Origin of the sequence: Kosakonia quasisacchari (assembly GCF_004331415.1) — a bacterium.
Lineage (GTDB): Bacteria > Pseudomonadota > Gammaproteobacteria > Enterobacterales > Enterobacteriaceae > Kosakonia > Kosakonia quasisacchari.
Genome location: NZ_SJOP01000002.1, coordinates 331319 through 345214 on the forward strand (window position 1 = coordinate 331319; position 13896 = coordinate 345214).

General features: G+C 53.1%; 9 protein-coding genes. 4 read left to right on the forward strand and 5 right to left on the reverse strand.

Annotation, left to right across the window (positions count from 1 at the left end):
- Positions 1 to 187: 187 nt before the first annotated feature.
- Together glpT and glpQ are read left to right on the forward strand one after the other, a co-directional pair.
- Positions 188 to 1540, forward strand: coding sequence for a glycerol-3-phosphate transporter (gene glpT / locus E0L21_RS03735; RefSeq protein WP_131406895.1), 1353 nt, complete (start codon positions 188 to 190; stop codon positions 1538 to 1540).
- A 12-nt stretch (positions 1541 to 1552) separates the two neighbouring features.
- The gene (gene glpQ, locus E0L21_RS03740; protein ID WP_131406897.1) at positions 1553 to 2617 is read left to right on the forward strand and encodes a glycerophosphodiester phosphodiesterase; all 1065 of its coding nucleotides are present in this window, start codon (positions 1553 to 1555) and stop codon (positions 2615 to 2617) included.
- A 27-nt stretch (positions 2618 to 2644) separates the two neighbouring features.
- Here glpQ and yfaE read toward each other — a convergent pair whose 3' ends face one another.
- The 4 genes from yfaE to ubiG form a co-directional block, all read right to left on the reverse strand.
- A complete protein-coding gene (yfaE, locus tag E0L21_RS03745) occupies positions 2645 to 2899 on the reverse strand; it encodes a class I ribonucleotide reductase maintenance protein YfaE (RefSeq protein WP_131406899.1) in 255 nt (84 codons plus the stop codon).
- Positions 2899 to 4029, reverse strand: coding sequence for a class Ia ribonucleoside-diphosphate reductase subunit beta (nrdB, locus tag E0L21_RS03750; RefSeq protein WP_131406901.1), 1131 nt, complete (start codon positions 4027 to 4029; stop codon positions 2899 to 2901). The genes yfaE and nrdB overlap by 1 nt, the downstream gene beginning before the upstream one ends.
- Before the next feature lie 53 nt (positions 4030 to 4082).
- Positions 4083 to 6368 (reverse strand): class 1a ribonucleoside-diphosphate reductase subunit alpha, encoded by a 2286-nt coding sequence (gene nrdA / locus E0L21_RS03755; RefSeq protein ID WP_131406903.1) that lies wholly within the window; start codon positions 6366 to 6368, stop codon positions 4083 to 4085.
- Positions 6369 to 6713: 345 nt separating this feature from the next.
- Complete coding sequence (ubiG, locus tag E0L21_RS03765; RefSeq protein WP_131406905.1) at positions 6714 to 7442, reverse strand: bifunctional 2-polyprenyl-6-hydroxyphenol methylase/3-demethylubiquinol 3-O-methyltransferase UbiG; 729 nt, start codon at positions 7440 to 7442, stop codon at positions 6714 to 6716.
- 158 nt (positions 7443 to 7600) lie between these two features.
- Here ubiG and gyrA point away from each other — a divergent pair, with 158 nt between their 5' ends.
- Positions 7601 to 10243, forward strand: coding sequence for a DNA topoisomerase (ATP-hydrolyzing) subunit A (gene gyrA / locus E0L21_RS03770; RefSeq protein WP_131406907.1), 2643 nt, complete (start codon positions 7601 to 7603; stop codon positions 10241 to 10243).
- A 113-nt stretch (positions 10244 to 10356) separates the two neighbouring features.
- Positions 10357 to 13203: a two-component system sensor histidine kinase RcsC gene (rcsC, locus tag E0L21_RS03775; RefSeq protein ID WP_131406908.1), complete on the forward strand. Its 2847-nt coding sequence runs from the start codon at positions 10357 to 10359 to the stop codon at positions 13201 to 13203.
- Positions 13204 to 13236: 33 nt separating this feature from the next.
- Here rcsC and rcsB read toward each other — a convergent pair whose 3' ends face one another.
- Complete coding sequence (rcsB, locus tag E0L21_RS03780; protein ID WP_017458563.1) at positions 13237 to 13887, reverse strand: response regulator transcription factor RcsB; 651 nt, start codon at positions 13885 to 13887, stop codon at positions 13237 to 13239.
- Between the last annotated feature and the right edge of the window lie 9 nt (positions 13888 to 13896).

Consider the following 13896-nt stretch of genomic DNA (forward strand, 5'->3'; position numbering starts at 1 on the left):
AAAAACGAAAGTGAAACGCGCTTTCCTGCGTGAAGTTAGATGTTTGTCATATTTCTGTAACAATATCTGCGACAACTCATTCTCTCTGGTTAAAACTTTCACTACAATCCGCCGCGAATAACTCTGGTTATGTTCGTTTTCACTCATTAATGAAAGATATGAGTCTTACCGCGCCACGGAGGCCGCTATGTTAAGTATTTTTAGACCTGCTCCCCATCAATCGCGTCTACCTGATGCGCAAGTCGATCCGCTGTATCGTCGGTTGCGTTGGCAGATTTTCCTCGGGATCTTCTTCGGTTATGCCGCCTACTATCTGGTGCGTAAAAACTTTGCGCTGGCAATGCCTTATCTGGTTGAGCAGGGTTTTTCCCGTGGTGATCTGGGGTTTGCGCTGTCCGGTATCTCGATTGCTTACGGCTTTTCGAAATTTATTATGGGTTCGGTATCGGATCGCTCGAATCCGCGCGTTTTTCTGCCTGCCGGGTTAATTCTGGCGGCGGCGGTGATGCTGTTTATGGGCTTCGTACCTTGGGCAACATCAAGCATCATGGTCATGTTTGTGCTGTTGTTCCTGTGTGGCTGGTTCCAGGGCATGGGCTGGCCGCCGTGTGGGCGCACTATGGTGCACTGGTGGTCACAAAAAGAGCGCGGCGGCATTGTGTCGGTGTGGAACTGTGCGCATAACGTGGGCGGTGGCATTCCTCCGCTGCTGTTCCTGCTGGGGATGGCATGGTTTAACGACTGGCATGCAGCGCTGTATATGCCCGCGTTTGGCGCGATTGTGGTGGCGATTTTTGCCTTTGCGTTGATGCGTGACACTCCGCAATCTTGTGGTTTACCGCCGATTGAAGAGTACAAAAACGACTACCCGGATGATTACAGCGACAAGCATGAAGAAGAGTTGTCCGCAAAGCAGATTTTCATGCAGTACATTCTGCCGAACAAACTGCTGTGGTATATCGCAGTCGCGAACGTGTTTGTTTACCTGCTGCGCTACGGCATTCTCGACTGGTCACCGACCTACCTGAAAGAGGTGAAACACTTCGCGCTGGATAAATCCTCGTGGGCCTATTTCTTCTATGAGTATGCGGGCATCCCCGGCACGCTGCTGTGTGGCTGGATGTCGGATAAAGTCTTCCGCGGCAATCGCGGCGCAACGGGCGTGTTCTTTATGACGCTGGTGACCATTGCGACTATCGTTTATTGGTTGAACCCGCCGGGTAACCCGAGCGTGGATATGGCCTGCATGATTGTTATCGGCTTCCTGATTTATGGCCCGGTAATGTTGATTGGTCTGCATGCGCTGGAGCTGGCACCGAAAAAAGCAGCGGGCACGGCGGCGGGCTTTACCGGCTTGTTTGGCTATCTTGGAGGGTCTGTCGCCGCCAGCGCCATTGTTGGTTACACCGTTGATTTCTTCGGCTGGGATGGCGGCTTTATGGTGATGATTGGCGGCAGCATTCTGGCGGTTTTACTGCTGATTATCGTGATGATTGGCGAGAAACGTCACCATGCCGACGTGCTGGCGCGTCGCAGCTGAAATGGAGCTTAGATGAAAACCACTTTCAGCCGTATGACCTCAAGCCTGCTCTTGGCTGGTGTGTTAACCAGCCAGGCGCTGGCCGCCGATAAAATCGTTATCGCTCATCGTGGTGCCAGCGGTTATTTGCCGGAACATACCTTGCCGGCGAAAGCGATGGCCTATGCGCAGGGCGCGGATTTCCTTGAACAAGATCTGGTGATGACCAAAGACGACCAGTTGGTCGTTCTGCATGATCACTATCTCGACCGTGTGACGGATGTCGCGGAACGTTTCCCGCAGCGCGCGCGTAAAGACGGGCGTTTCTACGCCATCGACTTTACGCTCGACGAGATCCGCTCGCTGAGATTTACCGAAGGGTTCGAGCTGGAAAAGGGCAAGAAAGTGCAGGTTTATCCGGGCCGTTTCCCGATGGGGAAATCCGATTTCCGTATTCACACGTTTGAAGAGGAGATCGAGTTTGTACAGGGTTTGAACCACTCCACGGGCAAGAACATCGGTATTTATCCGGAGATCAAAGCGCCCTGGTTCCACCATCAGGAAGGGAAAGACATTGCCGCAAAAACGCTGGAAGTGCTGAAAAAGTACGGCTACACCAGCAAGCAGGACAAGGTGTACCTGCAATGTTTTGACGTCAATGAGCTCAAGCGTATTAAGAATGAGCTGGAACCGAAAATGGGGATGGATCTCAAACTGGTGCAGCTGATTGCGTATACCAAATGGCATGAAACGCAGGAGCAGCAGCCGGACGGCAAATGGGTGAATTACCGTTACGACTGGATGTTCAAACCCGGTGCGATGAAGCAAATCGCGCAGTATGCCGACGGCATCGGCCCGGACTACCATATGCTGGTGGCGGACGGTTCAAAACCGGGTAACGTTAAGCTAACGGCAATGGTTAAAGAGGCGCATGCCAGCCATTTGCAGGTGCATCCGTTTACCGTCCGTGCGGATCAGCTTCCGCCGTATGCGAGCAACGTCGATCAGTTATATGACGTGTTGTATCAGCAGGCAGATGTGGAGGGGCTGTTCACAGACTTCCCGGATAAAGCGGTGCAGTTTTTAAAGCGGAAATAAAACAAAAGGGCCTGTGAAGGCCCTTTTTTACATCTCGATTTCGATATCGCCTTTCGCCCGACAGCAGCAGGGCAAAATTTCCCCTTCGTTGATAAAGGCCAGCGGCTCGGCAATCCAGTCAACCTGGCCCGCCACCAGACGGCAGCGGCAGGAACCGCAATAGCCTTCGCGACACTGGTATTCAACTTCCACCTGGTGCGATTCAAGCGCCTCCAGCAGGGAAGGGTGCTCATCCCGACACAGCACCTGTGTGCCGGAAAGGCTGAGCGTTACGCGGCTCATCAAAGCTGGAAGCTGCTTAGATCGTCAGTGTCGACTTCAGAGTCGATCTGGCCGACCAGATAGGAGCTGACTTCCACTTCCTGCGGTGCGACCTGCACGTTATCGGAAACCAGCCAGGTATTGATCCACGGAATCGGGTTTGAGCGCGTCTGGAATGGCAGGTCGAGGCCCACCGCCTGCATGCGGATGTTGGTAATGTACTCAACATACTGGCAGAGAATGTCTTTGTTCAGACCGATCATTGAACCGCCCTGGAACAGGTATTCCGCCCACTCTTTTTCCTGCAATGCCGCCTGTACGAACAGGTCATAACACGCTTGTTTGCACTCTTCGGCAATCTCGGCCATTTCCGGGTCATCGACGCCGGAACGCAGCAGGTTCAGCATATGCTGAGTGCCGGTCAGGTGCAGGGCTTCGTCACGGGCAATCAGACGAATGATTTTGGCGTTGCCCTCCATCAGCTCACGCTCGGCAAAAGCGAAGGAGCAAGCAAAGCTGACGTAGAAGCGAACCGCTTCCAGCGCGTTCACGCTCATCAGACACAGGTAGAGTTTCTTTTTCAACTCACGCAGGCTGATGGTCACGGTTTTGCCGTTGACGTTGTGTGTGCCTTCACCGAGCAGGTGCCAGTAGCTGGTCATTTCAATCAGCTCGTCGTAGAAGTGCGAGATGCCTTCCGCGCGCTTGAGGATCTGCTCGTTGGTGACGATATCGTCAAACACCACCGCCGGATCGTTAACGATGTTGCGGATAATATGGGTGTATGAGCGTGAGTGGATCGTTTCTGAAAACGCCCAGGTTTCCACCCAGGTTTCGAGTTCCGGGATGGAGATCAGCGGCAGCAACGCGACGTTCGGGCTGCGACCCTGAATGGAGTCCAGCAGCGTCTGATATTTTAGGTTGCTGATAAAAATGTGCTTTTCGTGTTCCGGCAGTGCCTGGAAATCGATACGGTCGCGGGAAACGTCAACTTCTTCCGGACGCCAGAAGAAGGAGAGTTGTTTCTCAATCAGCTTTTCAAAGATGTCATATTTCTGCTGATCGTAGCGCGCCACGTTAACCGGCTGGCCAAAGAACATTGGCTCCAGCAACTGATTGTTTTTCGTCTGTGAAAAAGTGGTGTATGCCATGGAATGTGAGTCCTGTCTTGCGAAAAAAAAGGGCGGGTTTCCCCGCCCCTTAGTTAGATCTTACATGCGCCGCTTTCGCAGCCATCGTCCTGGATGGAAGGCGCCATGTCATCCTGCGCATCTTCCGCACCATCGCGGGTGTTTTGATAGTACAGCGTTTTCACACCAAATTTGTAGGCCGTCAGCAAGTCTTTCAACAATTGTTGCATCGGCACTTTGCCCGACGGGAAGCGTGACGGGTCATAGTTGGTATTCGCCGAAATCGACTGATCGATAAATTTCTGCATGATGCCGACCAGTTGCAGGTAGCCGTCGTTATTTGGCATTTCCCACAGCAGTTCATAGGCGTTTTTCAACTGCTCGTAATCCGGCACGACCTGACGCAAGATGCCATCTTTCGACGCTTTGATGCTCACATGGCCGCGCGGTGGTTCAATGCCGTTGGTGGCATTGGAGATCTGCGACGAGGTTTCAGACGGCATCAGCGCGGAGAGCGTGGAGTTACGCAGGCCATGCGTTTTGATCGATTCACGCAACGCTTCCCAGTCGTAATGCAGCGGTTCGTTGGTAATACCGTCGAGATCTTTCTTGTAGGTGTCGATTGGCAAAACACCCTGCGAGTAGGTGGTTTCGTTGAACCACGGGCACGCGCCTTGCTCTTTCGCCAGTTCGTTAGAGGCTTTCAACAACCAGTATTGAATGGCTTCGAAAGTCTGATGCGTCAGGTTGTTAGCGCTGCCGTCAGAGTAACGTTTGCCGTTCTTCGCCAGCCAGTAAGCAAAGTTGATGACGCCAATACCCAGCGTACGGCGGCCCATCGCGCCACGTTTAGCGGCCAGAATCGGGTAATCCTGATAATCCAGCAGGGCATCAAGCGCACGTACTGCAAGCGTTGCCAGCTCTTCCAGTTCGTCGAGGTTTTTAATCGCGCCAAGGTTAAACGCAGAGAGCGTACAGAGCGCGATTTCACCGTTTTCGTCGTTTACATCATCCAGCGGCTTGGTCGGCAGGGCGATTTCCAGGCACAGGTTGGACTGACGTACCGGCGCAACAGCCGGGTCAAACGGGCTATGGGTGTTGCAGTGATCGACGTTCTGAATGTAGATACGGCCAGTAGAAGCACGTTCCTGCATCATCAGTGAGAACAGTTCCACAGCTTTAATACGCTGTTTGCGGATGCTGTCGTCTTTTTCATATTGGGTGTACAGGCGTTCGAACTCGTCCTGATCGGCGAAGAACGCATCGTACAGACCCGGCACGTCGGACGGGCTGAACAGGGTGATCTCTTCACCTTTCAGCAGACGGGTGTACATCAGTTTGTTGATCTGTACGCCGTAGTCCATGTGACGCACGCGGTTGCCTTCCACGCCACGGTTGTTTTTCAGTACCAGCAGGCTTTCGACTTCCAGGTGCCACATCGGGTAGAACAGGGTTGCTGCACCGCCGCGCACACCGCCCTGCGAGCAGGATTTCACTGCTGTCTGGAAGTGTTTGTAGAACGGGATACAACCGGTGTGGAACGCTTCACCACCGCGGATCGGGCTACCCAGTGCACGAATGCGCCCGGCGTTGATGCCGATACCGGCTCGCTGGGAAACGTATTTCACAATCGCACTGGAGGTAGCGTTAATGGAGTCCAGGCTGTCGCCGCACTCGATCAGTACGCAGGAGCTGAACTGACGGGTAGGCGTACGCACGCCGGACATGATCGGCGTCGGCAGCGAAATTTTGAACGTGGAAACGGCATCGTAGAAACGCTTCACGTAGTCCAGACGGGTTTCACGCGGATAGTTGGAGAACAGACACGCGGCAACCAGGATATAGAGGAACTGCGCGCTCTCGTAGATCTCGCCGGTCACGCGGTTCTGCACCAGGTATTTGCCTTCCAACTGCTTCACCGCAGCGTAAGAGAAGTTCATATCGCGCCAGTGGTCGATAAAACCGTCCATCTGCTTGAACTCTTCTTCCGTGTAGTCTTCCAGCAGATGATGATCGTATTTGCCAAGCTCGATCATTTTCTTCACATGGTCAAACAGCGCTGGCGGTTCAAACTGGCCGTAGGCTTTTTTACGCAGGTGGAAAATCGCCAGGCGTGCGGCCAGGTACTGGTAGTCAGGCGCATCGCGGGAGATCAGATCCGCAGCGGCCTTAATGATGGTCTCGTGGATATCGGACGTTTTGATACCGTCGTAGAACTGAATGTGCGAGCGCAATTCGACCTGAGAGATGGATACGTTACTTAGCCCCTCTGCCGCCCAATCCAGTACTCGATGAATTTTGTCGAGATTGATGCGCTCAGTGCCACCATCACGCTTTGTCACCAGCAGACTCTGATTCATGTGATTACCTGTCCGTGAAATAGAAAATATCCCCCCATTTATCCACATTTCGTTGCTGTGATTAACTCTGTGGATAAATACTACATATAGGGGGTTTGCGATAAGAGAAACGCTATATGGTGAGTATTCTAGTAAGGATTCTTTTCAGTACAAGAGTTGATTTTGAGGTTAAATTGAGGTTGTGAAAGGGTGATAATCGCTAAGTCCTCGTATCGTAAGGCCTGGCGGCGATGTCAACATTTTGCAAAAAAAAATGAATTTTTGATCGAGTGCTGATTTCTTCGTCGAGAAATGCAATTGCGCAGTTTGATGCTGCGCAATCTTCTATCACTTTATCTGATGACCTTAGTCATTTTTTGCCGTTGTATGTAACATATAATTCACATCTACACCCGGCCCTAACGTAAACTGGTTCAACAGCGGATTGTAATGTAACCCGGTAATGTGACGTTCCTGTAACACGGTGTCGTCAACCCACGTTAAGAGCTCAGCTGGCTTAATAAATTTCTTCACGTCGTGCGTACCTTTCGGCACCATGCGCAGCACATATTCCGCGCCAACTACCGCCATCAACCAGGCTTTGCCGTTGCGGTTAATGGTAGAGAAGAAAACATGGCCGCCGGGTTTGACCAAGTGCGCACAGGCTTTCACCACCGATTGCGGATCCGGAACATGCTCGAGCATCTCCATGCAGGTAACAACGTCATACTGCTGTGCGTGTTTTGCCGCGTGTTCTTCCACGGTTTCCTGCACATAATTGACCTGAACACCTGACTCCAGCGCATGCAAACGCGCCACCTGGAGCGGTTCAAAGCCCATATCAAGCCCGGTAACATCAGCGCCTTCTTGCGCCATGCTTTCTGCCAGAATTCCGCCGCCGCAACCGACATCGAGCACTTTCTTACCGAACAGACCGCCAGCATGTTCGCCAATATAGCCCAGACGCAGCGGGTTAATGCGGTGCAGGGGTTTAAACTCACCTTCTTTATCCCACCAGCGCGAGGCAACTGCCTCAAATTTGGCGATTTCAGCATGATCAACGTTTTGAGCGACCGGCGTTTTTTCGGCATTCATGGGCGCAATAACTCCTCTATCAATAAGACCCGTGAGTATATCAGGCCAACGGGATGAATAAACCTTTGCACGGGTGTTATAGGTTTACCTGTATCAGAGCGGTTGTGTTATAATTTGCGACCTTTGAATCCGGGATACAGTAGAGGGATAGCGGTTAGATGAGCGACCTTGCGAGAGAAATTACACCGGTTAACATCGAGGAAGAGCTGAAGAACTCTTATCTGGACTATGCGATGTCGGTCATTGTTGGCCGTGCGCTTCCGGATGTCCGAGATGGCCTGAAACCGGTTCACCGTCGCGTACTTTACGCCATGAACGTATTGGGCAATGACTGGAATAAAGCCTACAAAAAATCTGCCCGTGTCGTTGGTGACGTAATCGGTAAGTACCATCCGCATGGTGATTCCGCGGTGTACGATACCATTGTCCGTATGGCGCAGCCGTTTTCGCTGCGTTACATGCTGGTCGATGGCCAGGGGAACTTCGGTTCCATCGATGGCGACTCTGCGGCGGCAATGCGTTATACGGAAATCCGCCTGGCGAAGATTGCCCACGAATTGATGGCCGATCTGGAAAAAGAGACGGTTGATTACGTCGATAACTACGACGGCACCGAAAGAATCCCCGATGTGATGCCAACCAAGATCCCGAACCTGCTGGTGAACGGTTCTTCCGGTATTGCAGTCGGTATGGCAACTAACATTCCGCCACACAACCTGACGGAAGTGATCAACGGCTGCCTGGCCTATATCGATAATGAAGACATCAGCGTAGAAGAGCTGATGGTGCATATTCCAGGGCCAGATTTCCCGACTGCGGCGCTCATCAACGGTCGCCGTGGCATTGAAGAAGCCTATCGCACCGGTCGCGGCAAGATCTACATTCGTGCTCGTGCGGAAGTGGAAACCGACGCGAAAAGCGGTCGCGAAACCATTATCGTGCACGAAATTCCGTATCAGGTGAACAAAGCGCGCTTGATCGAGAAGATTGCCGAGCTGGTGAAAGAGAAACGCGTTGAAGGCATCAGCGCGCTGCGCGACGAGTCTGATAAAGACGGTATGCGCATTGTTATTGAAATCAAACGCGACGCAGTGGGTGAAGTGGTTCTGAATAACCTCTACTCCCAGACGCAATTGCAGGTTTCCTTCGGTATCAACATGGTCGCTCTGCACCATGGTCAACCGAAGATCATGGCGCTGAAAGAAATTCTGGCCGCGTTTGTGCGCCATCGCCGTGAAGTGGTGACGCGTCGTACGATTTTCGAACTGCGTAAAGCCCGTGACCGCGCGCATATCCTCGAAGCGCTGGCTGTGGCGCTGGCGAACATCGATCCGATTATTGAACTGATCCGTCGTGCGCCGACACCTGCCGAAGCGAAAGCAGGCTTGATTGCACAGCCGTGGGATCTGGGCAATGTCTCGTCGATGCTGGAACGTGCGGGCGATGATGCGGCGCGTCCGGAATGGCTGGAGCCGGAGTTCGGTATTCGTGATGGTAAATACTATCTGACCGAACAACAGGCACAGGCGATTCTGGATCTGCGCTTGCAGAAACTGACCGGCCTTGAGCATGAAAAACTGCTCGATGAGTACAAAGAACTGCTGGCGCAGATTGCCGAGCTGTTGTACATCCTTGGCAACGCTGACCGCCTGATGGAAGTGATTCGCGAAGAGCTTGAGCTGGTTCGTGAACAGTTTGGCGACGAGCGTCGCACCGAAATTACCGCGAACACTGCCGATATCAACATCGAAGACCTGATCAATCAGGAAGATGTTGTGGTGACGTTGTCGCATCAGGGCTATGTGAAGTATCAGCCGCTGACCGACTACGAAGCCCAGCGCCGTGGCGGTAAAGGTAAATCGGCTGCGCGTATTAAAGAAGAAGACTTTATTGACCGCCTGCTGGTGGCCAACACCCATGACACCATCCTCTGCTTCTCCAGCCGTGGACGTCTGTACTGGATGAAGGTTTATCAACTGCCGGAAGCGAGCCGCGGCGCACGTGGTCGCCCGATCGTCAACCTGCTGCCGCTGGAGCCGAACGAGCGTATCACCGCGATCCTGCCGGTGCGGGAATATGAAGAGGGCGTGAACGTCTTTATGGCGACCGCCAGCGGTACCGTGAAGAAAACCGCACTTACCGAATTCAGCCGTCCGCGCTCTGCCGGTATTATTGCTGTCAACCTGAACGAAGGCGATGAGCTGATTGGCGTCGATCTGACTTCAGGCAGCGACGAAGTGATGCTCTTCTCTGCGGCGGGCAAAGTGGTGCGCTTTAAAGAAGGTGCCGTGCGTGCAATGGGTCGTACCGCGACCGGTGTTCGTGGCATCAAGCTTGCGGAAAAAGACAGCGTCGTATCGCTGATTGTTCCGCGTGGCGAAGGCGCAATCCTGACGGTGACGCAGAACGGTTACGGTAAACGGACTGCAGAAACTGAGTACCCGACCAAGTCGCGCGGTACACAGGGCGTTATCTCCATCAAAGTCACCGAGCGTAACGGCGCAGTAGTCGGCGCAGTGCAGGTTGATGATTGCGACCAGATCATGATGATCACCGATGCCGGTACGCTGGTGCGTACACGTGTCTCGGAAATCAGCGTGGTAGGGCGTAATACCCAGGGCGTTATTCTGATCCGCACTGCGGAAGATGAAAGCGTAGTGGGTCTGCAGCGCGTTGCTGAGCCGGTAGATGATGAAGAGCTTGACTCCATCGATGGTAGCGTGGCGGAAGGCGATGATGATATCGCGCCGGAAGTGGACACCGATACCGATGACGACGCGGCGGAAGACGACGCCGAGTAATGCGTTATAAGGGCCGGCTTCCGGCCCTTTTTCATTGCCGTTGCGGCCTTTGCGATTTATCGCTACCTTAATCACACTCTTTTTTAACTTCCTTGTGGCGGAGTTTCCCCAGGTTGAAATACCTCGTCTCTTTTCGCAGCACCCTGAAAGTCTCCCGCTATCTGTTCAGGGCCCTGGCGCTATTGCTTTGGCTGTTGATTGCCTTTTTTTCTGTCTTTTACATCGTTAACGCCTTGCATGACAAAGAGTCGGAAATTCGCCAGGAATTTAACCTCAGTTCCGATCAGGCGCAGCGCTACATTCAGCGCACTTCTGACGTGATGAAAGAGCTGAAGTACATCGCCGAAAACCGCCTGACGGCGGAAAACGGTATTCTGACCTCGCGCAATCGCGACGACAAAACCGAAGTTCCGACATTTTTACCGCTGTTCCCGGATTCTGACTGCTCCGCCATGGGCAGCTCATGGCGCGGCTCGCTGGAGTCACTGGCGTGGTTTATGCGCTACTGGCGCGATAATTTCTCCGCCGCTTACGATCTTAACCGCGTGTTTTTGATCGGCAGCGACAATCTCTGCATGGCCGACTTCGGTCTGCGCGATCTCCCCGTTGAACGCGACGATACGCTGAAAAGCCTGCATGAGCGTATCGTTAAATACCGTAACGCGCCGCAGGACGAACGCAGCAACAACGTGTACTGGATGAGTCAGGGGCCGCGTCCGGGCATCGGTTATTTCTACGCGTTGACGCCGGTTTACCTCGGCAACCGCCTGCAAGCTTTGCTGGGTACTGAACAGTCCATTCGCATGGAAAACTTTTTCACGCCGGGTAGCTTGCCAATGGGCGTGACCATTCTGGACGACAATGGGCACGCGTTGATTTCCCTTACCGGCCAGGATAGCGGCATCGTCGTCGATCCACGCTGGATGCAGGAACGTTCGTGGTTTGGTTACACCTCGGGTTTCCGCGAACTGATCCTGAAGAAGAGCCTGCCGCCTTCATCGCTGAGCGTGGTTTACTCCGTACCGGTAGATATGGTGCTGGAACGTATTCGCATGCTGATCCTGAATGCTGTGTTGCTGAATGTACTGGTCGGGGTGGCGCTATTTACCCTTGCGCGCATGTACGAGCGGCGGATTTTTATTCCGGCGGAAAATGATGCCCAGCGGCTGGAAGAGCATGAGCAATTCAACCGTAAAATCGTCGCCTCCGCGCCGGTGGGGATCTGCATTTTGCGTACTCAGGATGGCACTAACATCCTCAGTAACGAGCTGGCGCACAACTATCTGAACATGCTGACACATGAAGATCGGCAGCGGTTAACGCAGATTATTTGTGGGCAGCAGGTCAATTTCGTCGATGTGCTGACCAGCAATAACACCAATTTGCAAATTAGCTTTGTTCATTCACGCTACCGCAATGAAAACGTGGCGATTTGCGTGCTGGTGGATGTTTCCGCCCGCGTGAAAATGGAAGAGTCGTTGCAGGAGATGGCGCAAGCGGCGGAGCAGGCGAGCCAGTCGAAATCGATGTTCCTTGCAACAGTCAGCCATGAGTTGCGTACGCCGCTGTACGGTATTATCGGTAACCTCGATCTGTTGCAAACGAAAGAGTTGCCGAAAGGGGTCGACAGGCTGGTCACCGCGATGAACAACTCGTCGAGCCTGTTGCTGAAAATTATCAGCGATATCCTCGACTTCTCGAAAATTGAATCTGAGCAGTTGAAAATTGAGCCGCGAGAATTTTCCCCGCGCGAAGTGATGAGCCATATCACTGCCAACTATTTACCGCTGGTGGTGCGTAAACAACTGGGGCTGTACTGCTTTATTGAACCGGATGTGCCTATGGCACTCAACGGTGACCCGATGCGTTTACAGCAGGTGATTTCCAACCTGTTAAGCAACGCGATTAAGTTCACCGATATGGGCTGTATTGTGCTGCATGTGCATCGCGATGCGGATTATCTCAGCATTCGCGTACGTGATACTGGTGTGGGGATTCCCGGTAAAGAAGTGGTGCGTCTGTTCGACCCCTTCTTCCAGGTGGGAACAGGCGTGCAGCGTAACTTCCAGGGAACCGGGCTGGGGCTGGCGATTTGTGAAAAATTGATCAGCATGATGGATGGCGATATTTCCGTTGATACCGAGCCGGGCATGGGAAGCCAGTTCACTATCCGTATTCCGCTTTATGGCGCTGTGGCACCGGTTCGCGCTGATGTTGATGGCCTGGCGGATACGTGCTGCTGGCTGGCGGTGCGCAATGCCTGGCTATCAGGTTATTTGCAGACGTTACTGCAATGGCACGGTATTCAGGTTAAGCAGTACGATGGGCGCGCGCTGGGCAATCAGGATACGTTGATAACCGATGATGAACTCACCTCGCCGTGGACCGGACGCGCGGCTATTATTTTCTGCCGTCGTCATATCGGTATTCCTGTCGAACGTGCGCCGGGCGAATGGTTGCACAGCGTCGCTTCGCCACACGATCTGCTGGCGCTGCTGGGGCGCATTTACCGGGTGCAGGTTAGTGAGCCGCAGGCGAGCAACGCGCTTCCGGCCGACAACCGGGAAGCAGCACGCAACGATGACATGATGATTCTGGTGGTGGACGATCATCCAATCAACCGCCGCCTGCTGGCCGATCAGTTGGGATCGTTGGGATATCAATGTAAAACCGCCAATGACGGCGTGGATGCGCTGAATGTTCTGAGTAAAAACCGTATCGATATTGTACTCAGTGATGTCAACATGCCGAATATGGACGGTTACCGCCTGACACAACGTATTCGTCAGTTGGGGTTAACGCTGCCGGTCATTGGTGTGACGGCTAACGCGCTGGCGGAAGAGAAGCAGCGCTGTCTGGAATCGGGCATGGATAGTTGCCTGTCGAAGCCGGTGACACTGGATATTCTCAAGCAAACGCTGGCGGCCTATGCCGCGCGGGTAAGAAACAGCCGGGAATAAAAAAGAACCCCGGCGGGCACCGGGGTTGGAGGATTACTCTTTTTCCGTCTGCGTCAGGGTGACGGAGGAGAGATAGTTCAGCAGCGCGATATCGTTATCGACACCCAGTTTCATCATTGCGGACTTCTTCTGGCTACTGATGGTTTTGATGCTGCGGTTCAGCTTCTTGGCGATTTCCGTTACCAGGAAACCCTCGGCAAACAGTCGCAGCACTTCGCTCTCTTTCGGTGACAGACGTTTGTCACCGTAACCGCCAGCGCTGATTTTTTCCAGCAGGCGGGAGACGCTTTCCGGTGTGAATTTCTTGCCTTTTTGCAGCGCCGCCAGCGCTTTTGGCAGGTCTGTCGGCGCGCCCTGTTTCAGCACGATACCTTCAATATCAAGATCCAGTACCGCGCTCAGAATGGCCGGGTTATTGTTCATGGTAAGCACAATAATCGACAGCGTCGGGAAGTGACGTTTGATGTATTTGATCAGCGTGATGCCATCGCCGTATTTATCGCCCGGCATTGACAGATCGGTTATCAATACGTTTGCCTCAAGTTTCGGCAAGTTGTTAATCAGCGCTGTAGAGTCTTCAAATTCACCGACTACGTTTACCCATTCGATTTGTTCGAGTGACTTGCGAATACCGAACAGTACAATCGGATGGTCATCGGCAATAATTACGTTCATATTGTTCATGTATTAGGC

What these genes read in the sequence shown, in the direction of transcription:
- glpT (WP_131406895.1), top strand. Translation starts at nt 188, where the DNA reads ATGTTAAGTATTTTTAGACCTGCTCCCCATCAATCGCGTCTACCTGAT.
- glpQ (WP_131406897.1), top strand. Translation starts at nt 1,553, where the DNA reads ATGAAAACCACTTTCAGCCGTATGACCTCAAGCCTGCTCTTGGCTGGT.
- yfaE (WP_131406899.1), bottom strand. Translation starts at nt 2,899, where the DNA reads ATGAGCCGCGTAACGCTCAGCCTTTCCGGCACACAGGTGCTGTGTCGG.
- nrdB (WP_131406901.1), bottom strand. Translation starts at nt 4,029, where the DNA reads ATGGCATACACCACTTTTTCACAGACGAAAAACAATCAGTTGCTGGAG.
- nrdA (WP_131406903.1), bottom strand. Translation starts at nt 6,368, where the DNA reads ATGAATCAGAGTCTGCTGGTGACAAAGCGTGATGGTGGCACTGAGCGC.
- ubiG (WP_131406905.1), bottom strand. Translation starts at nt 7,442, where the DNA reads ATGAATGCCGAAAAAACGCCGGTCGCTCAAAACGTTGATCATGCTGAA.
- gyrA (WP_131406907.1), top strand. Translation starts at nt 7,601, where the DNA reads ATGAGCGACCTTGCGAGAGAAATTACACCGGTTAACATCGAGGAAGAG.
- rcsB (WP_017458563.1), bottom strand. Translation starts at nt 13,887, where the DNA reads ATGAACAATATGAACGTAATTATTGCCGATGACCATCCGATTGTACTG.